The 24,581-nt window shown below is 54.5% G+C and carries 23 protein-coding genes, 1 tRNA gene and 3 pseudogenes; 14 read left to right on the top strand and 13 right to left on the bottom strand.

The window, feature by feature from the left end; all coding sequences use genetic code 11:
• The first annotated feature begins 5 nt into the window (after positions 1–5).
• From nqrM to JHD74_RS01505, 3 genes are all read left to right on the top strand, one after another.
• Positions 6–233, top strand: a complete 228-nt coding sequence (nqrM, locus tag JHD74_RS01515; protein ID WP_065683846.1) for a (Na+)-NQR maturation NqrM — start codon at positions 6–8, stop codon at positions 231–233.
• Positions 234–497: 264 nt separating this feature from the next.
• Positions 498–1,556: a DNA polymerase IV gene (dinB, locus tag JHD74_RS01510; protein ID WP_024528976.1), complete on the top strand. Its 1,059-nt coding sequence runs from the start codon at positions 498–500 to the stop codon at positions 1,554–1,556.
• Positions 1,557–1,645: 89 nt separating this feature from the next.
• The gene (locus JHD74_RS01505; protein WP_199061379.1) at positions 1,646–2,659 is read left to right on the top strand and encodes a hypothetical protein; all 1,014 of its coding nucleotides are present in this window, start codon (positions 1,646–1,648) and stop codon (positions 2,657–2,659) included.
• A gap of 37 nt (positions 2,660–2,696) precedes the next feature.
• On the opposite strand, the gene pepD is transcribed toward JHD74_RS01505, so the two are convergent.
• Complete coding sequence (gene pepD / locus JHD74_RS01500) at positions 2,697–4,157, bottom strand: beta-Ala-His dipeptidase (RefSeq protein ID WP_024528974.1); 1,461 nt, start codon at positions 4,155–4,157, stop codon at positions 2,697–2,699.
• A 336-nt stretch (positions 4,158–4,493) separates the two neighbouring features.
• Between pepD and gpt the strand changes: the two genes are divergently transcribed.
• The 5 genes from gpt to proA all read left to right on the top strand — a co-directional run bounded on the left by gpt (position 4,494) and on the right by proA (position 9,307).
• Positions 4,494–4,952, top strand: a complete 459-nt coding sequence (gpt, locus tag JHD74_RS01495) for a xanthine phosphoribosyltransferase (protein WP_021805588.1) — start codon at positions 4,494–4,496, stop codon at positions 4,950–4,952.
• A gap of 167 nt (positions 4,953–5,119) precedes the next feature.
• On the top strand, positions 5,120–6,367 hold the full coding sequence (gene frsA / locus JHD74_RS01490; protein WP_024528973.1) for an esterase FrsA: 1,248 nt from the start codon (positions 5,120–5,122) through the stop codon (positions 6,365–6,367).
• Positions 6,368–6,427: 60 nt separating this feature from the next.
• Positions 6,428–6,829 carry a sigma factor-binding protein Crl gene (crl, locus tag JHD74_RS01485; protein ID WP_024528972.1) on the top strand — a complete coding sequence of 134 codons (402 nt, stop codon included), beginning with the start codon at positions 6,428–6,430 and terminating at the stop codon, positions 6,827–6,829.
• A 111-nt stretch (positions 6,830–6,940) separates the two neighbouring features.
• Entirely contained in the window at positions 6,941–8,044 is a 1,104-nt protein-coding gene (gene proB, locus JHD74_RS01480; protein WP_024483654.1) for a glutamate 5-kinase, read from the top strand.
• A gap of 9 nt (positions 8,045–8,053) precedes the next feature.
• Positions 8,054–9,307, top strand: a complete 1,254-nt coding sequence (proA, locus tag JHD74_RS01475; protein ID WP_037434933.1) for a glutamate-5-semialdehyde dehydrogenase — start codon at positions 8,054–8,056, stop codon at positions 9,305–9,307.
• A gap of 87 nt (positions 9,308–9,394) precedes the next feature.
• Here the strand turns inward: proA and JHD74_RS01470 are convergent, their stop codons facing one another.
• The 3 genes from JHD74_RS01470 to JHD74_RS01460 all read right to left on the bottom strand — a co-directional run bounded on the left by JHD74_RS01470 (position 9,395) and on the right by JHD74_RS01460 (position 12,172).
• On the bottom strand, positions 9,395–11,026 hold the full coding sequence (locus JHD74_RS01470; RefSeq protein ID WP_199061377.1) for a class I SAM-dependent methyltransferase: 1,632 nt from the start codon (positions 11,024–11,026) through the stop codon (positions 9,395–9,397).
• A 10-nt stretch (positions 11,027–11,036) separates the two neighbouring features.
• On the bottom strand, positions 11,037–11,294 hold the full coding sequence (locus tag JHD74_RS01465) for a YjhX family toxin (protein WP_024483657.1): 258 nt from the start codon (positions 11,292–11,294) through the stop codon (positions 11,037–11,039).
• A 305-nt stretch (positions 11,295–11,599) separates the two neighbouring features.
• Positions 11,600–12,172, bottom strand: a complete 573-nt coding sequence (locus JHD74_RS01460) for a DUF1349 domain-containing protein (protein WP_074030689.1) — start codon at positions 12,170–12,172, stop codon at positions 11,600–11,602.
• A 327-nt stretch (positions 12,173–12,499) separates the two neighbouring features.
• On the opposite strand from JHD74_RS01460, the gene JHD74_RS01455 reads away from it, so the two are divergent.
• Positions 12,500–13,354 (top strand): glycoside hydrolase family 16 protein, encoded by an 855-nt coding sequence (locus JHD74_RS01455; RefSeq protein ID WP_199061375.1) that lies wholly within the window; start codon positions 12,500–12,502, stop codon positions 13,352–13,354.
• Positions 13,329–13,491 (top strand): annotated as a pseudogene (locus JHD74_RS26560) (alkane 1-monooxygenase); the annotation flags it as partial. The gene JHD74_RS01455 and the pseudogene JHD74_RS26560, both read left to right, overlap by 26 nt.
• A gap of 3 nt (positions 13,492–13,494) precedes the next feature.
• On the opposite strand, the pseudogene JHD74_RS27020 reads toward JHD74_RS26560, so the two are convergent.
• Positions 13,495–13,572 (bottom strand): annotated as a pseudogene (locus tag JHD74_RS27020) (hypothetical protein); the annotation flags it as partial.
• Positions 13,573–13,684: 112 nt separating this feature from the next.
• Between JHD74_RS27020 and JHD74_RS01450 the strand changes: the two are divergent.
• The gene (locus JHD74_RS01450; RefSeq protein ID WP_199061373.1) at positions 13,685–14,578 is read left to right on the top strand and encodes a LysR family transcriptional regulator; all 894 of its coding nucleotides are present in this window, start codon (positions 13,685–13,687) and stop codon (positions 14,576–14,578) included.
• A gap of 33 nt (positions 14,579–14,611) precedes the next feature.
• On the opposite strand, the gene JHD74_RS01445 is transcribed toward JHD74_RS01450, so the two are convergent.
• The 3 genes and pseudogenes from JHD74_RS01445 to JHD74_RS01435 form a co-directional block, all read right to left on the bottom strand.
• A complete protein-coding gene (locus tag JHD74_RS01445) occupies positions 14,612–15,601 on the bottom strand; it encodes an aldo/keto reductase (RefSeq protein WP_199061371.1) in 990 nt (329 codons plus the stop codon).
• Between the two features lie 26 nt (positions 15,602–15,627).
• A pseudogene (locus tag JHD74_RS01440) lies at positions 15,628–15,705 on the bottom strand (aldo/keto reductase); the annotation flags it as partial.
• Positions 15,706–15,783: 78 nt separating this feature from the next.
• Positions 15,784–16,326 carry a phospholipase D family protein gene (locus tag JHD74_RS01435; RefSeq protein WP_370592608.1) on the bottom strand — a complete coding sequence of 181 codons (543 nt, stop codon included), beginning with the start codon at positions 16,324–16,326 and terminating at the stop codon, positions 15,784–15,786.
• 233 nt (positions 16,327–16,559) lie between these two features.
• On the opposite strand from JHD74_RS01435, the gene JHD74_RS01430 reads away from it, so the two are divergent.
• Both JHD74_RS01430 and JHD74_RS01425 read left to right on the top strand, forming a co-directional pair.
• Positions 16,560–17,879 (top strand): hypothetical protein, encoded by a 1,320-nt coding sequence (locus JHD74_RS01430; protein ID WP_199061369.1) that lies wholly within the window; start codon positions 16,560–16,562, stop codon positions 17,877–17,879.
• A gap of 42 nt (positions 17,880–17,921) precedes the next feature.
• Positions 17,922–17,994: transfer RNA gene (locus JHD74_RS01425), tRNA-Glu, on the top strand.
• A gap of 4 nt (positions 17,995–17,998) precedes the next feature.
• Here the strand turns inward: JHD74_RS01425 and fadK are convergent.
• From fadK to JHD74_RS01400, 5 genes are all read right to left on the bottom strand, one after another.
• A complete protein-coding gene (gene fadK / locus JHD74_RS01420) occupies positions 17,999–19,684 on the bottom strand; it encodes a medium-chain fatty-acid--CoA ligase (RefSeq protein ID WP_199061368.1) in 1,686 nt (561 codons plus the stop codon).
• A gap of 258 nt (positions 19,685–19,942) precedes the next feature.
• Entirely contained in the window at positions 19,943–20,236 is a 294-nt protein-coding gene (locus tag JHD74_RS01415) for a ferredoxin (RefSeq protein ID WP_024483667.1), read from the bottom strand.
• Positions 20,233–21,522: an FAD-dependent oxidoreductase gene (locus JHD74_RS01410; RefSeq protein WP_024528722.1), complete on the bottom strand. Its 1,290-nt coding sequence runs from the start codon at positions 21,520–21,522 to the stop codon at positions 20,233–20,235. Before JHD74_RS01410 ends, JHD74_RS01415 begins: the two co-directional genes overlap by 4 nt.
• Positions 21,523–21,581: 59 nt before the next feature.
• Positions 21,582–22,532 carry an electron transfer flavoprotein subunit alpha gene (locus JHD74_RS01405; protein WP_199061367.1) on the bottom strand — a complete coding sequence of 317 codons (951 nt, stop codon included), beginning with the start codon at positions 22,530–22,532 and terminating at the stop codon, positions 21,582–21,584.
• 22 nt (positions 22,533–22,554) lie between these two features.
• On the bottom strand, positions 22,555–23,319 hold the full coding sequence (locus JHD74_RS01400) for an electron transfer flavoprotein (RefSeq protein WP_024483670.1): 765 nt from the start codon (positions 23,317–23,319) through the stop codon (positions 22,555–22,557).
• A 361-nt stretch (positions 23,320–23,680) separates the two neighbouring features.
• Here JHD74_RS01400 and JHD74_RS01395 point away from each other — a divergent pair, with 361 nt between their 5' ends.
• A complete protein-coding gene (locus tag JHD74_RS01395; protein WP_024528720.1) occupies positions 23,681–24,565 on the top strand; it encodes an AraC family transcriptional regulator in 885 nt (294 codons plus the stop codon).
• Positions 24,566–24,581: the final 16 nt, after the last annotated feature.

Here is a 24,581-nt window from a genome sequence, read left to right as displayed (position 1 = left end):
ACGCCATGTTGACGATGTTTGCTGCATCCTTTGTGCTGTTTCTGCTGGTGGTGGGCGGGATGTCGCTGGGCTATGTGTTCAAGCGTAAAACCTTGCAGGGTAGCTGTGGTGGCATTACCGCGCTGGGGATGGAGAAGGTCTGTGACTGCCCGGAGCCTTGCGATGCGCGCAAAAAGCGCATCGCCAAGGAAGCGCTGCGCCGCGAAATGCTGGAAAAACACCGGATCCTCTAGCCACACAGGTTTTCCATGTAGGGGCTCTGCACAGCCCCTCACCCCAACCCTCTCCCAATGTACATACCGAGTGCCTCATGAACACTTGTTTGGGGAGAGGTGGCTAGTCCGGAGTTGCGGTCAGGTGCCGGAGCTAATTTGTGGCACGTTCGGTCCCCTCTCCCTGTGGGAGAGGGTTAGGGTGAGGGGCGTCACTAGTCTACACTCTCCATATTGAGCTTTTAATAATTGGCTGTATACTTATACAGTGTTATTGGAGGCGCGATGCGTAAAATCATTCATGTCGATATGGACTGCTTCTTCGCAGCGGTAGAAATGCGCGACAACCCCAGCCTGCGCGATATCCCGCTGGCTATCGGTGCCAGCGCCGATCGGCGTGGCGTGATCAGCACCGCCAACTACCCGGCGCGCCGTTATGGCGTGCATAGCGCCATGCCGACCGCCACGGCGCTCAAGCTCTGCCCGCACTTGACGCTGTTACCGGGCCGCATGGCGGCCTATAAAGAAGCCTCACTGCATATCCGTGAAATCTTTGCCCGCTATACCCCGCTGATAGAACCGCTCTCTCTGGATGAAGCCTATCTGGACGTGACCAACAGCACCCAATGCAACGGCTCTGCCACCCTGATCGCCCAACAGATCCGCCAGGACATTGCCGCTGAATTGAACCTGACCGCCTCGGCGGGCATTGCCCCGATCAAATTCCTCGCCAAGATAGCCTCCGAGTTGAACAAGCCAAACGGCCAATACGTCATCACACCGGCCCAGGTGCCCACTTTCTTGCAGCAACTGCCGCTAAGTAAAATCCCTGGCGTGGGCAAGGTCACCGCCAAACGGTTGGAAGAGGTTGGGTTAATCACCTGCGCCGATGTGCAGAACTATAATCTGGCCGATTTGTTAAAGCGCTTCGGCAAATTTGGTCGGGTGCTGTGGGAGCGCTGTCAGGGTATCGATGAGCGTGAGGTGTCTCCCGATCGTTTACGCAAGTCGGTAGGGGTCGAGCGAACGTTGGTAGCCGATATTCATGAGTGGGAAGATTGTGAGGCGTTGATCGTTGAAAAGCTCTACCCAGAGTTAGAGATGCGGCTGCGCAAGGTCAAACCGGATCTGCATATCGCTCGCCAAGGGGTAAAACTGAAGTTCCAGGATTTCCAGCAAACTACCCAGGAGCACGTTTGGCCAGTGCTCAATATTGAGGATTTGCTCAACGTTGCCCGTCAGGCATGGCAGGAGCGGAGGGAAGGGCGTGGTGTGCGCCTGGTTGGCCTGCATGTAACGCTGCTCGATCCTCAGTTGGAACGGCAGTTGGTACTGACGTGGTGATATTAAAATCGGGTGTGTTTAGTGCACAGCCGTAGGTACAATCGTTGGCAGTTCTTTGGGATTAAGACATTCAACGGGAAGAGTTAAAAATGGACGTGATTCAGCAAAAACCGGCCAAAAGATGGACATGGGCCGATTTACAAAGCAGCTATCGATTTTGGGGCCTGGTAGTTTATTTCACCGCGATTGTGACTAGCCAATATCTCTTTAATGCCTATTCGGCACTCTATATCCGGCAAACTGCAGATTTACCGATCTCGATGATTGGGGTCGCAGTTGGATTACAACAGGTTGGCATGCTGTTTGGAGCCTTGTTGGCCTGGATGGCCAGCCGGATGAAAAGCTATTATTTACTGTATCTCTTTAGCGGGTTGTATTTGTTTGGCCTGTTTTTGTTCTGCTTTCATACCAGCAATCACTTTTTGATGATAACAGGAGAGGTCCTGATAGGCATGGGGCTAGGCGCTATCATGCTGATCGTTCCGGCCTTTATCGCGGGGGCAGTTGGTAGCGTAGAGGCATTTGTGCTGTCATTTGGCCTGATGGTGACGTTAAAAATGGTGTTTGGCTCATCCATGATGGCGATAGCCGGATGGCTTTTTGATATGGAGCGGTTATTTTCCAGCCCTGAGAACTTCTTTACCCTGCTATTGGTCCCCGTCATTATCGGGACTCTGTTCCTGCTGCCGATTAAGGCCTGTTTATTTAATTGCGAACCGCCTGTGCGGCAAGCAATACCACAGCCGGTCAAATACCGCGATCCTGCCGTGACTTTCCTGCTGTTCTTGGTGCCGTTTTACAATATCTACTGGTTGGTAAAAATCCATGGGGAGATCAGAAATTACACCCAGTCCGCGGCTCTGCTAACGCCCAGAGGGGCTGGATGGTCAGCTTTTATTACCGCCTTTGTCACGCCGGTGATATTTTCCACACTTAACGACAATCTACGCGCCATCATTGAAAGCCATGGGCAAACCGCAAGGTATAAAACCTGGCTGATTATCCTGTTTGCTTTCCTGTTACCACCTGTTAGTGCGGCGTTGATACAGTCGCAGATGAATGAAATCAACGGCAATCTGAAGCGAGAAGAACAACTGTCATAAGGAAAAATGGGCCCAGCTTTTAACCGGGCCCAATAACTTATCCGCGCTCAGGGATCGCTTTCAGCAGAGCGGTCAGCAGCGTCCAGTATTGGCCAACGCTGGCGATATGCACCTGCTCATCCGGCGAGTGAGGCCCGGTGATGGTCGGCCCAATCGACACCATATCCATCTGTGGGTAAGGTTTCTTGAACAAGCCACACTCCAACCCGGCGTGGATCACCATGATGTTTGGCGTCTTGTTGAACAGCTTTTGGTAGGTTTCACGCACCAACTGCATCACAGGAGATTTGGCATCTGGCTGCCAGCCTGGGTAGCCGCCTTTCGGTGCTACTTTGGCGTTGGCCAGTTGGCCTAATGCGGTCAGCATATCCACCACATAGTCTTTACCGCTGTCGAGCAGGGAGCGGATCAGGCAAATGATCTCGGCTTCATGCTCGCTGGTGGTCACCACGCCGACGTTCAGCGAAGTTTCTACCACGCCTTTCACTTCGTCACTCATGCGGATCACGCCGTTAGGGGTACCGTTGAGCAGTGCCACAAAGCGGTTCTGGCTGTCTGCGGTTAGCGCCTGCAAAGCGGTGGTGGCTGGTTCGAGCAGAACGGTAATGTTCTTCTCTTTGGCAGACAGTTCGTTTTGCAGCGTTGCCAGGAACTGCTGGCTCAGGGCTTTCAGCGCATCGGCTTTGGCGGCCGGAACGGCTACTACGGCAGAGGCTTCACGTGGGATGGCATTACGCAGCGTACCGCCGTTCAGCTCCAGCAGGCGCAGGTTCAGCTCTGGCGTGTGGGCAAACAGGAAACGGGCCAGCAGCTTGTTGGCGTTGCCCAGGCCGTGATGGATATCGGCACCGGAGTGGCCGCCTTTCAACCCTTTCAGGGTCAGCTTCAGCGTTTGGTAACCGGCTGGCAGTGCTTCACGTTGCAGTGGCAGGGTGGTGATGAAATCGATCCCCCCGGCGCAGCCCATATAGATTTCGCCTTCCTCTTCGGAGTCGGTGTTGATCAGGATGTCGGCTTGTAACCAGTTTGGCTGCAGGCCAAAGGCACCGTCCATACCGGCTTCTTCCGTCATGGTCAACAGGACTTCCAGTGGGCCATGCTCTACGCTGTCATCGGCCAGCACCGCCAGCGCAGAGGCCATACCGATACCGTTATCGGCACCCAGCGTAGTACCGCGTGCCTTGATCCATTCGCCGTCGATATAAGGCTGGATCGGATCTTTGGCGAAATCGTGAACCGTATCGTTGTTCTTTTGCGGCACCATATCCAGGTGCGCTTGCAGCGCTACCGGCTTGCGGTTTTCCATACCTTTGGTGGCAGGCTTGCGCAGCAGAATATTGCCAACCTGGTCGCGCTCGGCATGCAGGTTCTTTTCTTTGGCCCAGTCGAGGATGTGCTGAGCTAGCGCTTCTTCATGGTAAGAAGGGTGCGGGATTGAGCAGATTTTGGCAAAAATATCCCACAGCGGCTGTGGCGAAAGTTGAGACAATTCAGACACTATAAGTCTCCTGTGACAGCATTTTCAGCAGGGAGTGAATGCTGTGCGGTTAGGGTGAGTGGCTATCTGTGCTTCAGGCACGTGAGCCTGAGAATATCATTTTATTTGCGGCTGTGCGCGTCCCGTATAACGCTGTTTATCGGCTTGGGCTCCCCGTTTTACGGGCGGTTGCGCAGATAAGCCACGCGGCTCGCCGCAAAGATAATCACAGGAAAAATGCATCAACTCCTCGGTTCAACTGGTATTCGTGGCGCGCAGTCTCTATAATCTCGCGCAACCTTTTTTCCCCCTGAACTACTGAGTAAGCCACATCATTGCTGGCTGGGACACCATTCTATGAGCGAAAAATACGTTGTTACCTGGGATATGTTGCAAATGCAAGCGCGCAAACTGGCTCACCGTCTGCTGCCTGCCGATCAATGGAAAGGCATCATTGCTGTAAGCCGTGGCGGCCTGGTACCTGCTTCACTGCTGGCACGTGAGTTGAGCATCCGTTATGTGGATACCGTCTGCATCTCCAGCTATGACCATGACAACCAACGCGAAATGAAGGTGCTCAAGCGCGCCGAAGGCGATGGTGAAGGCTTTATCGTCGTTGACGATTTAGTGGATACCGGCGGCACCGCCAAAGCGATCCGCGACATGTACCCGAAAGCCCATTTCGTGACCATCTTCGCCAAGCCTGCTGGCCGCCCACTGGTTGACGATTACGTGGTGGATATCCCGCAGGACACCTGGATCGAGCAGCCTTGGGATATGGCGGTGACCTTCGTGCCACCGATCGGCGGCCGTTAATCAGCCTCTGCTTCAAACGCCCGGCAATACCGGGCGTTGTTGTTTATGCAGCGGTTTCGTCAAATTCGGTAAATTCCCCGCCTTATCCCCCCAGAGTTAGGTACACTAGCACCTAGATATCCCGGCTATTCAAGCCTTGATGTAAGTCTCAGGAGGCTGTTGTTACCATGGCACAGGCCAACCTTTCCGAAGTACTGTTCAAACCTTCATTTAAACATGTCGAAACCTCGACGTTAGTCACCCGTGCCCATCATGCGGTAGGTGCCGATATGCACTCCGCCTTGGAGGGGGACACCGATGGCAACTGGTATCGCATGCTCAACCATCTGCTGTGGACCTGGCGCGGGACCGATCCGCTGGAGATCAGCGAAGTGTTGGCGCGCATTGCGGCCTCCAACGCAGAACATAGCGACGATCACCTGCTGGATACCGTGGTCGGTTACCGAAACGGCAACTGGATCTACGAATGGGTGCGCCAGGGGATGCTGTGGCAACAGCGGGCATTGGAGCAAAAAGATCCGCTGGTCGGCGGGCAATATTGGCTGAATGCCGCCAATCTATACAGCATTGCCGGTTATCCGCATTTAAAAGGGGATGAGCTGGCTGAACAGGCAGAGGTGCTCTCAAATCGTGCCTATGAAGAAGCTGCATTGCTGTTGCCATACCAGCTTAAAGAGCTGGAGTTCGCCATTGAGGGGGGCAGCTCCATCACCGGCTTCCTGCATATGCCCGATAACGGCCAGGCACCGTACCCAACGGTGCTGATGTGCGGTAGCCTGGATACTTTGCAGACCGATTATCACCGCCTGTTCCGTGATTATCTGGCGCCACACGGTATAGCGATGCTGACCATCGATATGCCGTCCATCGGTTCATCCTATAAGTGGAAGCTGACGCAAGATTCCAGCTTCCTGCATCAGCAGGTGTTGGCTCAACTGCCTTCCGTGCCTTGGGTTGACCATACGCGTGTCAGCGCCTTCGGCTTCCGCTTTGGTGCCAACGTGGCGGTGCGCCTGGCCTATCTGGAGTCGCAGCGTTTGCGCGGCGTAGCCTGCGTAGGGCCGGTGGTGCACAGCCTGCTGTGTGAGTTGAAGTGCCAGGACCACGTGCCGGATATGTATATGGACGTGCTGGCCAGCCGCATGGGCATGGCCAACGCCTCTGACAGCGTGCTGAAAACCGAGCTGAACCGCTATTCCCTGAAAACCCAGGGATTGCTGGGCCGCCGCTGCCCAACGCCGATGCTGGCCGCCTACTGGGATGACGATCCGCTCAGCCCAAAAGAAGAGTCGCAGCTGATCGCGTCTTCTTCACTGAACGGCAAACTGATCGCCATCCCGCGTACGCCGGTTTATCAGAGTTTCCATCAATCCTTACTGCAAATTTGTGATTGGCTAAGAGATAAAATGCGCTAACCAGTTGCTAATTTTTAACAGTTTGTTAAAAAGGGTGGACTACATTGTGGAGGTTGAAAAATGACGCTACCGAGTGGCCACCCTAAAAGCCGACTAATGAAACGCTTTGCCAGCCTGGGCCCTTATCTGCGCGAAGGGCAATGTGAGAACGACCGCTTTTTCTTTGACTGCCTGGCGGTCTGCGTCAACGTCAAGCCCGCGCCGGAAAAACGTGAATTCTGGGGCTGGTGGATCGAACTGCAGGCCGATAATTCCCGTTTCACCTATAGCTACCACTTTGGTCTGTTTGACAAGGAAGGGCGTTGGAACGAAGAAAAGATTAAAGATGCTGAAGTGAAAGAGAAGCTGGAAACCACGCTGCGCGTGTTCCATCGTCGGCTGGGTGAACTGCTGGCCACCATGGAGCTGAAGCTGGAACCCGCCGATGATTTCATCGAGCAGCCGATAAAACTCTCCGCCTAAATCAATTCCCCCGCAAATTTACGCCGAAATCGCGTTGTGCCTGTTGGCATAACGCGTCTCTCCTGTTACAACGTCCTTTGCATTCCTTTTAACTCCAACGGCAGAACTATTATGAACGGCAGCCAGACATTGGTTGTGAAATTGGGCACCAGCGTGTTGACCGGCGGTTCGCTGCGTCTGAACCGTGCCCATATTGTCGAACTGGTGCGTCAATGCGCCCAGCAACATGCAGCGGGTCACCGCATCGTTATTGTTACCTCCGGGGCGATCGCTGCCGGGCGGGAACACCTGGGCTACCCCGAGCTGCCTGCCACCATCGCTTCCAAGCAGTTGCTGGCGGCAGTGGGGCAGAGCCGGCTGATCCAGCTGTGGGAACAGCTGTTCTCGATCTATGGCATTCATATCGGGCAGATGCTGCTGACGCGTGCCGATCTGGAAGACCGCGAGCGCTTCCTCAACGCGCGTGACACCATGACCGCGCTGCTGGATAACCGCATTGTCCCGGTGATTAATGAGAACGATGCGGTTGCCACCGCAGAAATCAAAGTCGGCGACAACGATAACCTGTCTGCACTGGCTGCCATTTTGGCCGGGGCGGATAAACTGCTGCTGCTGACCGATCAGCAGGGCCTGTATACCGCCGACCCGCGCAATAACCCAGAAGCCGAGCTGATCCGTGAAGTGCACGGTGTTGACGATGCGCTGCGTGCCATTGCCGGTGACAGCGTTTCCGGTCTGGGTACTGGCGGCATGGGCACCAAACTCCAGGCGGCTGATGTGGCCTGCCGTGCGGGCATTGATGTGATTATCGCTGCCGGTAGCAAGCCGGGCGTGGTGGCTGATGTGATTGAGGGCAACCCGGTGGGTACCCGCTTCCATGCGCTGGAAACCCCATTGGAGAACCGCAAACGCTGGATCTTCGGTGCGCCCCCTGCGGGCGAGATCACCGTTGACGATGGGGCGGTAGAAGCGATGATGGCCCGTGGCAGTTCACTGCTGCCGAAGGGGATCCGCGATGTTAAAGGTGATTTCTCACGCGGTGAGGTGATCCGCATCCGCAATCTGGCGGGGCGCGATCTGGCTCATGGCGTCAGCCGTTATAACAGCGATGCCATGCGCATGATCGCCGGGCACCACTCGCAGCAAATCAGCGAGATCCTGGGCTATGAATATGGCCCGGTGGCCGTGCACCGCGACGATATGATCGTAAGTTAAGGAGTGAACATGCTCGAGCAGATGGGGAAAGCCGCTAAACAGGCTTCCTGGCAGTTGGCGGTACTGAGCACGGCGAAAAAGAACCAGGTGTTGGCGGTAATGGCCGACATGCTGGAGGCTCGCAGCGAAGAAATTCTACAGGCGAATGAGCAGGATATGGCGCAGGCGCGTGCCACCGGGATGAGTGAAGCCCTGTTGGATCGTCTGTTGTTAACCCCAGCGCGTCTGGCGGCGATCGCCAACGATGTGCGCCAGGTCTGCCGCCTGAGCGATCCGGTTGGTCACGTGTTGGACGGCAATCTGCTGGACAGCGGCCTGAAGCTGGAGCGCCGCCGTGTGCCGCTCGGGGTGATTGGCGTGATCTATGAAGCGCGCCCCAACGTTACCATTGACGTTGCCAGCCTGTGCTTGAAAACCGGTAATGCGGTGATCTTGCGCGGCGGTAAAGAAACTCACCACACCAATCAGGCGACGGTGAAAGTGATCCAGCAGGCGCTGGAACAGTGCGGCCTGCCAGCGGCGGCAGTGCAGGCGATCGAAAGCCCGGATCGTGAACTGGTGAATGAACTGCTGCGAATGGATCGCTATGTCGACATGCTGATCCCACGCGGCGGTGCCGGGCTGCATAAGCTGTGCCGTGAGCAATCGACCATTCCTGTGATCACCGGCGGTATCGGCGTGTGCCATATCTATGTAGACGACAGCGTAGACTACGACAAGGCGCTGACCGTCATCGAAAACGCCAAGATACAGCGGCCAAGCGCCTGCAACTCGGTCGAAACCCTGCTGGTTAACCGCACTATCGCTAACAGCTTCCTGCCTGCGCTGAGCGCGCGTATGGCCGCCGTTGGGGTAACGTTGCACGCCAGCGATAACGCCATGCCGTTGTTGCAGGAAGGGCCAGCGAAGGTGGTTGCAGTGGCCGCAGAAGATTACGATGACGAGTGGCTATCGTTGGATTTGAACGTGACGCTGGTGGACGATATCGATCAGGCCATCGATCATATTCGTACCCACGGCACCAGCCATTCCGATGCCATTCTGACGCGCTCGCTGAGCAACGCCGAGTATTTTGTCCGTGCGGTAGATTCCTCTGCGGTATACGTCAACGCCAGCACCCGCTTTACCGACGGTGGCCAGTTTGGCTTGGGCGCGGAAGTCGCGGTCAGCACTCAGAAACTGCACGCCCGCGGCCCGATGGGGCTGGATGCGCTGACCACCTATAAGTGGATTGGCTACGGCGACGATTTGGTGCGCAGCTAGGTTCAGGTTTAAACGATGCGAAAGGGCGCAGTGTATAGATACTGCGCCCTTGTTGTTTCTGGCTATTGGCTCACTCGCCGCTTTTGATCATCTAGCCATCAAAGCAAACACTCCCCAGCCAAGGTATTCACGCGTGAACGCCACGTGGCGTTTTGGCGCTGTCGTCAACTGCGTCCGGACTTCCTCCGCCATGTCGTCATCGGGGTTTGCCTCTAACCACCGACGCATCGTCAGCCACATGGCCGCGACGTACCTGTCCCAACCTTCCTGATCTGCCAACACCATTTCTACGACGTCGTAACCGAGCGTGTCGAAAGAGGTGACAAGATCTGCCAGGGAAAGAAAGTCTGAGAGGGCATTGGCGCCACACTCTTTGGCGATTTCTTCCGTCGGCGGCAACAGACGCCAGTAAGGCTCACCGATTAGCAGGAGCCCGCCAGGTTTCAGGCTTTTACTCAGCAGCTCGAGAGTCCCGGCGACGCCTCCAGCAATCCAGGTGGCACCGACGCAGGCCGCCACGTCACATTTTTCATCGGCTACGTAACCGGCAGCGTCGTTATGGATAAAATCGACGCGATCGGTGACACCGAGTTCCTCTGCGCGCAGTTTGGCCTGTTGAGTAAATAATGGGCTCATGTCGATGCCAGTACCGGTGATGTTGTAGTCGCGCGCCCAGGTGCAGAGCATCTCCCCCGAACCGCTGCCGAGGTCGAGCACTCTCGTGCCTGGAGCCATACGTAATACTGCGCCGAGAGTGGCGTACTTCTCGGGCGTGAAGGGGTTATGGATGCGGTGAGCACTTTCGCAAATAGTGAAAATACGTGGGATATCCAATGCAGAATTCCTTTCATTGATTTGTGTAGTGTCAGAGGTTGCTGTGATTGCTTTTTCTGCCAGCAGGGCAATCAGTTTTCCTTCGAACGTTTCGCTGACTGGCCATGCTGCACTATCCGGGCCGGGGAGCACGGTGAGGCCGCAATCACCGATCAGGTGGAGATATTCTTCATCGTGCCAGGCCGTCATTTGGTTACCAAAGCGGGTGACGTCACCATTTTCTTCGATGGCCCAGAAAAACGTTGAGCTGGTCTGCGCCGTTTCATCCCAGGCGTGTTCCGTCAATAACAAGTGAGGCCTGGCAAGAAACAGTCCTTGCGGACAGCGTTGCCAGCTCGGTGCAGCCATGCCCTGACGCTTTATTTCATCAAAGGTATGCACTTCTGCCAGCAGCTTGCCTCCTGGAACTAACCACTGTGCGCAACGGCTAAGCAAGGTATGGGCGTCCACCGCGCTGAAGACATTCAGTTCACCAAAGGTCATCATGATGAAATCGAACCGCTTCTCCGGGGAGTACATCCGTACATCCTGTTCGATATATTCAATATCCAATCCTGCCGCCTGCGCCTGCTGACGGGCATAGGCGATAGATGCTGGAGAGAAATCCACGCCGGTACAGTGAAAGCCTTGCTCTGTAAGCATGCGGGTGTAAAAGCCTGGGCCGCAGCCGAGATCGAGAATGCGTGCGCCTGCCGGGAGCTGGCTGGTGATCCATGCCACCTGTCGTTCAATGACCGGTAGTTTCCGGCTGGCCCAGTCGTGCTCCTGCGACAAGTGGTTCTCCAGCATGCGTTGGCTAAACGCCGGATCGTCCCAAGGGATTTTGCTTTCATCTGGCGACAGTTTTATGGGGTGGGAGCCAGAAATAATTGTGTTGATGTCCATCACACTCTCCTTAGCGGTTGTCCAACTGGGCGCGAACGTTGTTCAGCCCGCTGGTATTGATGCGGTACGGTTGTCCATTGACGGACTTGATCAGCTTTTTGGTTTTGAGTTTTTTGAATACGGCGAGCGTGCAGTCGCTGAGCAGCAGCCCTTCACGGCTGTAGCATTCAACGGAAGTGACGCGGCCGGATGTATCGCGGACGTGCGCAATACGTCCACCTTTGGCGAGAACGTGTAAGGTACGTTGTTCCTGACGGGATAAATTCATGCTGAAAAACCTGTTAATCATCATGTGCAAAACGTGCAAACACACAGCGGTGTCCGCATTCGATTTCGGCGCATTGATAATCAGTCCGGCCTGAAAAGGTCGGGAAGCTGATTATCGGATGATTACATTCTCCAGCATCAAAGCCTCGGTATGAGTTGAAAGGGTTTTACGCAACGATGTTAACACATGTTTTTTGTATGGGAATAAGCAGCCACTTAAAAGTGTGATCCTTGATACATCAACGCTAATGTTGTCGGGCGAGAGTGAAGGCGATCCAGCATACTGAATCGCACAGACTCGAACGATTAACTCAGGTCATGTAATGTTTTATCCACCGGCGGAGTTAGCGTGATATTCAGGAAATCCACCGATAACCCGCGACGTTCAGGCGTACAGCACATCACACCGATTTTCGCTGGGCCCTGCGGAAAATAACACAAGCGTAGCAGCGGCCAGTGATGACCCTCCGTTGAGTATTGTAACCGCAGGCTGTTGCCTTTGCGGGTCAAGCGAAGCCAGAACTCACGCGGATCACCCGTAAAGGTGCCGGTTGCCCAGTCTGAGTTCTCCAGCGTCAGCACGCTGCCGATTGCGGGAGTGCCGTCGTTAAACTCAATGCCGGCTTTAAGCCAGTGTTGGTCATCGGTCATGAACATGAGCCCGGCCTGGTCATACAGCGTGGTGAAGTCCGCGCAGACCTTAACCTGAAAGGTGAAGTCTTCACTGACGTCGGTGGCGAAGATGTGCCCTGAAAAACGCTCAAACCCGTACCAGGTTTTTTGCCAGAAGTCGGTTTTGTCATTTGTGACAACGCTTAACTTGCCGTTATCGCACTGCCATTGTTCGGGTTCATTAATCCAGTAAAAGGAATCAAGCATCGGTCCTCCCAGGGCCAAAAAATACACCTTTGTCTACAGGAAATCAGTTTATGCCTTTGTTGATACAATGACCTCCCCCCGAAGCCCATCGTCTTTCAGCGCTTTGATGCGCCAGACCAGCGTCAAAAATGGGACTGCCGGTATCATTATCGCCTTGGCTGGTGGTTCCAGATTAAATAATTCTGCAAGCAAGCCCACAAATATTGATTGAGCGCAGATAGCGACTCGTTTCAAGTTTGATAGTCTCTGATCGCCCATTGGTTAACCGGCATCTTTAACCAACACATAAATTCTAAAGCAACACTGTTATATTTCAGGTGGGTAATAATGAAAATTGCAAGCCAAAAATTCATTGACGGGGAAAGATACCAGCTGGAATTTTATGACGGATTTGATCGCGGTTATCTCGATGAGTCACATTGGCTTCCCTACTATCTACCGCAGTGGAGTTGCCGGGCGTTATCCTCACCCAGATTCGAATTTTCTGAAAACGGCTTTTCACTTAATATCGAGCAAGATCAACAGCCCTGGTGCCCAGAGTTTAATGGGGAAGTCAGAGTATCTTCTCTGCAAACCGGTGTTTACTCTGGCCCGGTGGGGTCACTACTTGGCCAGCATCGCTTTTCGCCAGACTGCCGGGTGCGTCAGGCACAGGTGGCTGAGAAAAAATATCTGCCAAAATATGGCTATTTCGAACTGCGAGCCAAATGCCTTATTGCAGCAAACAATGTCGCTGCACTCTGGATGATAGGTTACGAAGATCTCCCCGAGCGGTCTGCGGAGATTTGCCTCTTCGAGCTTAAGGGGAAGAATATCCGTAACGGCTACTCTCTGATTGGTTATGGGGTTCATCCCTTTGGCGATGCCCGCATTAGGGACGAATTCTATGAGGAGCCTGTTGAGATTGATGTCACTCTATTCAACACTTACGCCATTGCATGGACGGAAAGCAAGATTGATTTCTTTATCAATGATCGAAAAGTGAGAACCATCAATCAATCACCCGATTATGAAATGCAGCTGATGTTAAATATTTATGATCTTGAAAATAACAACGCTGAAAATATGCGTTTCTATATCGACTATGTTGCCGGGTTCCGCATGCTTACCCGATGTTCCCATAATGAAGACATGTTAATCAGAACGAGTGTATTAGATTTATCATCGAATCAGCCTTCCTGATAAAGGCCCGCTTGCAGAAGAGGAAGCAGCCTCTGCCGCTTTGCAGCGTACGCTGTACTTGGCTAAATACGCCGAATCCTGGGGGTTACCATCGATTCTGGATTGCTGAGCATCACAATACTCCGCGCCTGGCCAGCCTCCCGACCAGGCAGCGCATTGAAGATCAGGAGTAGCAGCGAATTTTGTCTGAATTGCGCGACGATTTGCCGTTTTTGTTGGCGAGTTATCAGCAACCTTTGTTGGCAACGGCGCTAAAATGGTAGTGTCTATGAACTAGTTTCATAAGTTCTGTCCGAACAGGCAAGGTTTACGTCAACCAAGGGAATACGCATGCTGAAAGAAAACTTCAATGAGCTACAGGTTTTTCTCGTCGTGGCGAGGGAGAGAAGTTTTACCAAAGCGGCGGGTAAGCTGGGTGTTTCACAGTCTGCACTCAGCCACGCTATAAAGGCGCTGGAGGAGCGTTTAAACCTGCGTCTGCTAACTAGAACCACTCGCAGCGTTGCCCCCACGGAGGCGGGTGAGCGGATCATTGCCTGTCTCGAACCCCGTATTGCAGACCTTGAACAGCAGTTGGAAGCTCTCGTTCAACTGAATGGTTCCGCGTCCGGTAATATTCGGCTTTCGGCGGGCGAACATGCGGTGCGCAGCCTGCTATGGCCAAAGCTAAAGCCGTTTCTACGGCAATACCCGGAAATCAACGTTGAGCTGGTGGTAGATAACGGGTTTATCGATATTGTGGATGGACGTTTCGATGCCGGAGTTCGCCTTGGCGAAAGCGTCGATAAGGACATGGTTGCCGTGAAGATCGGTCCGGATATGCGTATGGTGGTGGTTGGCGCGCCAGCGTATTTCGCCACCAACAGCATTCCGCAGACACCACATGAACTGCAGGATCATCAGTGCATTAATATGCGTTTACCTACCGCAGGCGGCTTATATCACTGGGAGTTTGAGAAAGCAGGTAAACCGCTGCGCGTCAGGGTTGAGGGCCAACTGACGTTGAACTTGTTGTCGGAGAGAATCGACGCGGTGCTGTCAGGGTTTGGCCTTGCCTGCGTGCCAGAGGATATGGTCCAGGACTTGGTCAAATCCGGCGAACTTGTTCAGGTGCTGCAAGAGTGGTGCCCCTCTTTCCCGGGTTACTATCTCTATTACCCCAGTAGAAAGCAGCATCCTCCCGCGTTTGCTCTATTGATTGATGCGTTGCGCTGGGGTGATTAAATGGCTTGCGGGAAACCGCAAGCCAGAGAAACCTTAACGACCCACGCGTGCCTGTAAGGCGGCCGGATAACGTTCACCCACGATTTTCACCTTCTCCAGCGCTTGAGTCATCTTGAGCAAATCATTCTGGGAAAGAATGAGATCTGCAGCCCCCAGATTCTCTTCCAGCCGATGCAGTTTGGTTGTCCCTGGGATGGGCACAATCCACGGTTTTTGTGCCAGTAGCCAGGCCAGAGCAATTTGCGCTGACGTCACGCCTTTCTCTGTGGCAAGTATTGTCAGCAGGCTGACTAACTGCTCATTCGCTTCCAGCGCCTCTGCGGCAAAACGCGGCACCTTGCTGCGGAAATCATCTTCACCGAATGTCGTGCCGGCTTTGATAGCTCCGGTCAAAAAGCCTTTGCCCAATGGGCTGAATGGCACGAATCCAATCCCTAACTCTTCCAGCACCGGCAGGATTTCCTGCTCAGGTTGACGCCACCACATTGAGTATTCACTCTGTAGGGCGGTAACCGGCTGTATCGCATGAGCGCGCCGAATGGTTTGCACGCCAGCCTCTGACAGGCCGAAGTGTTTGACCTTACCTTCAGCAATCAGATCCTTCACGGTGCCCGCAACGTCTTCAATGGGGACATCGGGATCGACGCGGTGTTGATACAGCAGATCGATCACGTCGGTTTTAAGCCTGCGCAGTGAGCCTTCCACTGCCTGGCGGATATGTTCTGGGCGGCTGTTTAAAATTTGCTGTTTGTTATCATCACCAAAGGTAAAGCCAAATTTAGTGGCGATAACGACCCGATCGCGCAAGGGTTTTAAGGCTTCGCCGACCACTTCTTCATTCAGATACGGGCCATACACTTCGGCGGTATCGAAAAAGGTCACGCCACGCTCAACGGCTGCGCGGATAAGTTCAACGGCCTGACGGGTATCCGTTGCCGGGCCATAGCCGAAGCTCAACCCCATACAGCCCAGGCCCAGCGCTGACACTTCCAGCCCGGATTTACCGAGATAACGTGTTTGCATTCGGGAATTTCTCCAATTTTATGTCGTTAAACGTCGAGTTTGCGGCCGGTCAGCCGTTCCACCATGGCCGGATCGCGATGCGAGAAGAAAGCACTGGTCGCGCTTGCAGATGAACTTATGTTAGCGGGTAAAGGCAGGGAGATAATCACGGATAATAGGATAGGCACTATGAGTAGAATTCATCAATGTGGCCGTTTCGTGGCTTCAAGCCTCACCTTGTAAGGGAGGCCCAAATCCCAGCGGCTTTGCCAGTGTGCGATGAACTGCCTGGTAACGTCGGGCATATGGCGCAGTACCACCACGTTTTCGCTATTTTGCGTCTCAGCTGAGGAAGCATAGTTAAACGAGCCGGTTTCCACCGTCTTGCCATCGACAATAATCGTCTTGTCGTGCTGAATATGATAATGCCCATCGATGCGCATCTGTATGCCGTGAGTGGCCGCGAAGTTAATCGCGGTCTGGCTGGTTTTGCCCTGATTCCGGCGTTTGTCGACTACCACGCGCACCTCCACTCCCCGATTGTGCGCCGCTACCAGCGCCTGGGTGATATCGGGTGCCTGGAAAGAATAACCTATCATTTGGATGGACCGATATGCGTGGCCGATAATGTTCAGCACCAACGCCCGCGCCGAGCCCTCAGGCGAAAACCCCACCTGCACGTTAGGAGCCGCATTGGCAGCGGCAGGCAAGGCGACGGCAGCGATCAGCACTAGCCGATTTATCAGGTTTTTAAACAATTCTGTGCTCCAAGGTGAACGCGGTAGGAATAACAAAGCAGCAGGCTCTGGGCCAGGTTCGGTGAGTTTAACTTGGTCGCAGGGGGCATTTCACGACTAAACGGGTTGATCAATTGACCTCTATCAAAATAGTCAACAGTATGTCATTTGGATGATGCTCAGGCTGAGGCCTGTATCAACTGACCCCCTTAAGATTTTAACTTTTTAATGGATTAACCCTGATGGATAACCTCGCTCGGCTGTTCTCCTCACTGCAAGCCCGCCTTCGCCCGGAAGACGTGGCTGAACTGATCCTCACGCAATTGGGGGATTCCCTGACACCCGTAGAAACGGCTCTGCTACGACAGGCGGCAGCTGGGTCACTGAAGTCCGGCCTGGTACAGATGACCTCGATGATGCAGGAGTTTCGTCAACCGATTGCTCCAGAGAAACAGGTGGCGAAGGCAGGGGAGTTGTTTGCTGGTGCCCCGGTGTTGGACAGCATTGATTGCAGCGATATTCAACAGGTTCGCCAACTGATTGAGCAACTATCGGTGGAGATCCAGAAAGCCCCAGGCAGTAATAATTTTATCGCCGACCGTTTCAGCCGTGCGCAGCGGCAGCAGGCGGGCATGGATATCTCCAAACGGCGCTATAACAAGCTGTTCCGTTTTCTGCAGCGCTTTGAGAGCAAGCTGGCGACCTACCAACTGGAAACGCAAAAATACCAGGCGACCCGGATGGCTAAATCTGGGCTGGCGATGATGATCCGCTATGAGGATTTTGCCTCCACGCCGGACGTTGCCTGCTTTATTGCCTGGCTTTCCGCCCGCCTGAACCGCCGCAGCGTGTTTACCAACCAGGCACAGGATCGTGCTTTTGACCAGATTGGCGAGATGCTGCTGGCGCGGGTACAACAGGCGCCGACATCGGCAGGCTGGTACGCCATTGCCCATATCATGCCGGATCGTGACATCGTAAAGCACCTCGACGATCGGCAAAAGCTGAGCCTGTTCACTCTCTATCTGGCACAGCTCAATGAACTGGCCGGATTGCTACAATTGATTTGGCAACGCAATACCTTCAATCGCCAGACCATGATTGTGAAGCGTGGCGACGACTCCTCTACCTGGAATGCTCTGGCCGGAGCCTGGAACAGCGCCCGGCAAGGGTGGCTTGCGCTGGCTGTCGTATTAGGGATGGAGGAGATGGTCGAACAGATGTGCCTGGGCAAAGTGCTGCGCCTGATGGCTGGGGACGTCGCCGCCTGGCACTATCAGACGGGCGGTGGGTTGGAGCCGGATACTCAGGTGTGGGCGCATCTGCCGTTGCCTTGGGAAGTGTTTTCTGGTGCCAGCAGTTGCACCAAAGCCGATGTGCAGCGGGTCTGCGAGCAGTTTGGCGTCGATCCTTATAACAAGGGGTGGATCGGCCCACGCCGCAATCGGCAGGCGGTGGCGTTTGTGCCAACGCCGGAGCTGGTTCATGGGGTGGTGGTCGATAAGCCGGAGATCGCCCTGATACTGCGCAAGGCGGGCTATTTTTCCGGTAAAGGCGGTTAGCCCGCTTGACCGGGCTGACGGCTCGTAGATAATAGCCCTAACTCTGGTATAGCTCAGTGGTAGAGCAGTCGGCTCTCCATCCGACTGGACACAGGTTCGAGCCCTGTTGCCAGAGCCTTTCATTTTGCTTGTTCCGTAATGCGAACATCGTCTCTTTTCCCCATAGCCGCCTGTTTAACCTCTTCGCCAAGACGCTGGATAATATCCTGACGTAGCAGGAATTTTTGTATCTTGCCCGAGGCGTTACGCGGCAGGCTGTCCACCATCACCAGATGTTCCGGGTATTTGTATTTGGCGACCCGTTTGCGCCCGAAGAACGCGATGACCTCCTCCAGGGTGAGTGAACCGTAAGCGGCCTTTAGCACCACGTAGGCGCAGGACCTTTCCCCTAATCGTTCATCCGGCATGGCAACAATAGCGGCATCATGGATACGAGGATGTTGCATCAGGATATCCTCCACTTCGCGGCTGCTGATATTTTCCCCGCCACGCACGATAATATCCTTCTTGCGGCCAGTAATTTTAATGTAGCCGTCAACGTCCATGCGGCACAGGTCACCGCTGTAGTACCAGCCATCCTCATCCAGCGCACGGGCGCTCAGCTCGGGTTCATCCAGATACCCCATAAATACGTTGGGGCCACGTGAGGCTTCTTCACCTTCTTCGCCGTAGGGGAGTGGATTGCGGTCTTTATCTACCACTTTGATTTCTACCCCAGGTGCGGCAAAACCGTCGGTGTTGAGCACGCGGGAAAGGGGATCGTCCAGGTTGACCACCGCGTGGGGCGAACTTTCCGTTGAGCCATAGACGCTGAGCAGTTTAATGCCCATTTGCAGGCAGTCCTGGGCAATTTTTTTCGGGATGGTGGTGCCGCCGCACAGGAAGAAGCGTAGCGATGAGATGTCGTGCGGCTGCTGTTGCAGGGTGCATAACAGGTCATAGACAAAAGGCGTTGCTCCGAGCACGCAAGTGCAGCGCTCTTGTTGCAGCAGGGCAAGGCAATCGAGCGGATTAAAGATATCGAGCAGGACGCTGCGTGCGCCAATCAGAAAGGGGGCCGTCACGCCGTGCAAAAAACCGGTCGCATGCCCCAGCGGTGCGGGCATCAGGAAGGTATCCAACCAGGTAAGATTGAGCCGTGCGCAGTAGGCACGCTCGCTGGCCAGAATATTGTTGTGCGTCAGCATCACGCCTTTGGGTTTGCCTTCGGTGCCGGAGGTGAACAGTACGGCGGCCAGTTCATCGCCATGCACGTTGACCTGCTTGGTCAGTGGCGGAGTGTCTCGCAGCAACTGGCTCAGTGCGGGGGCGGTAGTTGCGGGAGAAAGCTTATCGACGGCCACCACCTCAAGTAGGCCCGGTATTTGATCGCGTAGCGGCAATATGAGGTCAATTGGGCGGGTATTTCTGAATGAGGTTGGCGCGAACAGCACCTTAGCCTGGCATTTGTTCAGCACCCAGACCAGCTCGGCCTCTCGCCAAGAGGGGAGCAGGGGAACGGAAACCGCCCCCGTTTTCAGGCAAGCCAGGTAGATCACGGTAAACTCACACCAGCCGGGAAGCTGAAATGCGATGCGGTCACCCGGTTCGATACCGCAGGAGATCAACCATGCTGCCAAGCTACTTGCCGCGCGGTCGAGGGCGGCATAAGTGTAGGACGTCCCCCGATTGTCGATCACGGCAATCTTTTCCGGCATGGCCTGCAGGGTTTGATGCCAGTAATCGGCAAGCGATGCATCGCCCCAAAAACCTTGCTGCCGGTATTTGGCCCGGCGTTCGGGATTGAGTTTTATCGTGACACTCATTGTTTATCTCTATTCATTATTTCTGGGGGGATGTTGAACTGTTCTGGTCCGGTAAACATTGCCCCTCACCCTAGCCCTCTCCCACAGGGAGAGGGGACCGATCGAGCGTGTTTGAAATTGTAGTGACCCACCTTTGATCAGTGACGAGCGGTTTGCTGAGAGGGTCTCTTTACTGCCAAAAGTGCAAGGGCTATCAGCTCCCTCTCCCTACGGGATAGGGTTGGTGTGAGGGGCTGGCACGCTCTTTCAGGCAGACGCTCACCCGTAGCGAAACTCAACGCCAAACGTCCCCAGAGGATATTCCCACTGCTTAAGAATGGTGTCGCCGCACAGCACGCGGCAGGTCCCGCATTCCAGACAACCGGCGGAATCGAAATGGATATTGCCTGCGCTGTCTTGCTTATACAGCCCGGCAGGGCAGGCCAGCATCAGCTTACGGAACTCGTCCATATTGGGGTTATCCACCAGAATGATGTGCGGATGGCCTTCATTGACATGGAACTTGTTGATGCCCAGTTTGACGTCTACGTTGACCGGATTTTCGCTGCTCATAGCGCTGTTGCCCCCTTGATGCCGTCTTTCAATAAATTCATCAGCCCAATCTGTTTCACCCTTTTCATCAGAGCCTTACGCACGGGCTGAGTGGGGCTGCCATCGATGGTGAACATATCCCCCATGATGTCCGCGACCATGCGCGGATACTGGGTAAACAGGCGCGGGTTTTCCATGAGCGCAGGGATTTTGCGAAAGTGGTGTACCTCATGCATCACACAGTTTTGCTCCAGGGCGTGCTTATATTCCCCCAGGCTGCTGGCGGAAAAGTTCTGCCGCTGCTTGGCCGCGATGGCCGTATTGGCGGCGGCCTGTGCCGATGCAATAGCGAGATCCATGCCACGTATGGTAAAGCCCAGGTTCAGGCAGAATCCTGCCGCGTCGCCGACGATCATCACGCCGCCGTCAGCCAGCGTTGGCACCATGGCCTTGCCGCCTTCCGGAACCAGATGCGCGCCGTACTCCAGCAGTTTTCCTCCCTGGATCAGTGGGCGAATGGAGGGGTGCTGTTTAAAGTCCTCCAGCATCTGGGGTACGCTTTTCCCCGCGTGGCCAATCTCCCCCAGGCCGCATACCAGCCCTAAAGAAATGGAGTCCCGGTTGGTATAGAGAAATCCGCCCCCCATCAGGCCATTGGACGGGGAACCGGCAAACAGCCAGGCGGCTCCGTCATTGCCAGAGAGGTTAAAGCGATCTTCGATCACCGAGGGGGATAAACCGATAAGCTCTTTGACACCTACCGCATAGTGATGCGGTGAAGAGGGGGGCACCAGGTTAATCGAGCGGCCGAGCATGGAATTCACACCGTCAGCCAGGATCACTATGTCAGCCTTCAGGATATCGTCGCCCGCCTGCACGCCGGTGACTTGATTACCTTCCCGTATCAGCGCGTCGACGCGGACACCCGAGATAAACTGTGCTCCGGCCTGTTCGGCTTTTTCCATCAACCAGGGATCGAACCGGTTGCGCAGCACGGTATATGATGCCTGGGCGGCAATGTCCGGTTTCTCGCTGTGAAAATCGAGCGTGACGGCGCTTTCTTCCGTCATGAATGAGATCTTTTCGCGGGTGACTTTACGTTCTACCGGCGCTTCCTCAGCGAACCCGGGCATAATGCGTTCCAGACTATGGGCATACAGGCGCCCCCCGGTCATGTTCTTACTGCCAGCGCTGTTGCCGCGTTCGATGACCAGTACATCCAACCCGGCCTGCGCCATCACGTAGCTGGCTACGGCACCAGCGACGCCAGCACCGACCACGATGGCATCAAATTTATCATCCGACATGCTTATGCTCCCTATCCCGCCGCGGGTGTGCGGCGAGATGCGTGCGGTGAATCAAAGGGTTAATGACCTAATTGGTCGATCAGGGCTGGGACCACTTTGTAAATGTCGCCCACCAGGCCGTAGTCGGCATAGTTGAAGATCGGGGCGTTTTTGTCCTTGTTCACCGCGACAATGATCTTGGCACCGTTGCCGCCGACCATATGCTGGATCTGCCCGGAAATGCCCAGCATCAGGTAGAGATCGGATTTCAACTGCACGCCAGATACCCCGATATAGCGCTCGCGTTCCATCCAGTTTTCGCCCTCGGCGATAGGGCGAGAGCAGCCAACCTCTGCTCCTAACAGGGCTGCCAACTCATGGACCATTTTCAGGTCGTCCTGTGCAGCCAGCCCACGTCCGACACCAACCACGCGTTTGGCCTTGCTGAGATCGACGCTGCTCAGCGCTTTGGCACGGCGCTCCTTGCAGAGGATTTCCTGACGCGGGGCAACATAGCTGAGCTGAGTGACCAGGCAGTCATGCGCCGGGTCGGCAGCGGCAGGTTCCACCACACCGGGAGCCAGGGTGATGATGGCGGTGGTGGAGTTGATCTTTTCTTTACCGAAGGCCAATCCGCCATACATACGGTGTTCGGCGATGAAATCAGCCCCGTCGACGTGCACGGCGGTCACATCGTTCACCACCGCTGCGTTCAGCAGTACGCCCAGGCGGGCGGTGAGTGCTTTACCACGTTTGGTGGCAGCCATCAGCACCAAGGCTGGAGTTTGTTCGCCGTTCACCTCTCTCAGGATATCCGCCAGAGTCTCAGCATAATTTTCAATGCGCTGCAGCGCAGAGGTTTTCTCCAGCACGTAGATGCCGTCTGCACCCAGAGACTTGAGCCGGGCAACCTGTTCGCTGTCCTGCACGAGGGCATAAACATGCTCGCCCCACTGGCGTGCACCTGCCATCAGTTCGCCGTAGCGCTCAACGTTGTCGCTGAACACCCATACGTTTGTCAGTTTACTCATGATGATTTTCTCCAGTCGTGGGTTAGTTCAGCGCTTTTTTCAGATGGTCCGCCAGCTCGGCAATGGCTTCCGGCGAGTCGTTTTCCAGAATGATGCGTTGACGCTGTTTCTGTGGCGGTACGGTGATCTCGACCAGCTCGGCCAAAGGCGGCGTCTGGCTCCAGGCGATATCATTGGCTTGCCACTGATTGACCGGTTTTTTCCCGGCGCCGAGGATCGCCTTCATTGTCGGAATGCGGGGAACGTTAATATCTGAGGTTACGCAGATCACCGCTGGAAGCGGCAGTTCAAGCACTTCTACTTCTTCTTCGAGCGTGCGCTCAACCAGCACACGGTCACCGGCAAACTGGATTTGGCTGACGGCATTAACGGTAGGGAGCTGTAAGATCTCCCCAACCAACAGGCCCACCTGTTGTGCATACAAATCCCCGGAACCTTCACCAAACAGCATCAGGTCAAAGCCGATTTTATCTGCGGCGGCGGCCAGTGCGTGTGCGGTATCCATCGGCAGCGCGTTTTCCAGTTGCGCATCCTGCACCAGATAAAGCTCATGAGGGCCGCGCGACAGCACGTCCTTACGCACCTTGGAGTTTTGCAGCAGCGAGCCGCCCACGCAGAGCGCGGTAATCTGATCGTTCTCGGTGGCCAGTTGGGTGGCAGCCTCGATCGCATTCAAATCGAACTGGCTGATTTTGGCTTCGGCGTGATCGAAATCGAGCGTACGTTGTGCGGTAACCACAATATCTTGCTCTTCGGGGACCAGCTTAAAGCAGGTTATTATTTTCATGATATCTCCTGTGGGGCGCTCGCTGGCGGCAGAGAGCGTTCTATCAGCGGAAAGGACAAAAAGCATGACAATATATTGCGAGTGCGCAGGGGGATTTACGACTGGATAATCTGTTTTTGTTGCTAACAATCTTGCAAAAAAATGGCTAACAACGGATGGATTGCCGTGCGGGAAAATGGTTTGCCAGTGAGTAAGGTAAGCCGGCGGCACGAACGTCGTGATTTTATTTTCGTGCCATCTTGCATGCGGGGCAAACTATCTTGTTTTAGTCGTCTGGGCTCATATTGTATATTGTTTTCTGTCGCTCTATTTTAGCCACTGATCATTTTGCCAAAGCCAACTGTATTGTGTGGAGGTTGCCATGTTTCAGCGCTGTTTCGATAATAAAAAAGAAGCCCTTTTTGCGCAGGGGATGACGCCAAAACTCTCGCGGTTCGTCATCAGTGACGATCCCAACTGGGAGTCTGGGCATCATGTGCATAATGATGAGAGCGAACTGATTTACGTTAAGCAGGGGGTGGCCAGGCTGGTCATCGACTCCTCTTACTACGTGGCACACGCTGGTGATATCGTGGTTATTGAGCCTGGCCGACTCCATGCGGTAGCATCTGACTGCACCTCTCCGGCTACCACCTATACCTGTGCCGTCCATGGCTTCAAGTTTCAGGGCTGGGAAGAGAATCAGATTTTACAGCCTCACTCCTGCCCGGTAGTTTCCGTTGGGCAAGGGGGAGAGGTGATAAAAACGATCCTTCATGAACTCGGCGTGAGGCTACCCCAGCAGAAAAACGAGTTAAGCTCATCGATTTACGATGCTTATGGTTATGCCCTCACCGCACTGTTTTATGAGAACTTTAAAAACGCTTACCGTTCAGAGTTGGGATACATAAAGAAAGATGTGCTGGTGAAGGATGTACTGGTTTATTTGAATAATAACTATCGTGAAAAGATCACTCTCGAACAGTTAGCTAAAAAGTTTCGCGCCAGCGTCAGCTATATTTGCCATGAGTTTGCCCGCGAATATCATATATCACCGATTAATTACGTTATTCAGCGCCGGATCACCGAGGCCAAGTTTACGCTGACCAATACCGATAATAGCCTCAATGAGATCGCCTGGCGGGTAGGGTACGAAAACGTCGACCATTTTGCCAAATTATTTATGCGCCATGTCGGTTGTTCCCCAAGTGATTATCGTAAACAGTTCAATAATAACTTGGCAGAACCGGCGTGTTTGCCGGGTTGAATTCGCTGGTGGTTTA

Source organism: Serratia sp. ASV30 (assembly GCF_016428815.1).
Classification (GTDB): Bacteria; Pseudomonadota; Gammaproteobacteria; order Enterobacterales; family Enterobacteriaceae; genus Chania; species Chania fonticola_C.
The sequence above is the reverse complement of the archived record's forward strand: the minus strand, read 5'-3'. Positions and strand labels throughout refer to the sequence as shown.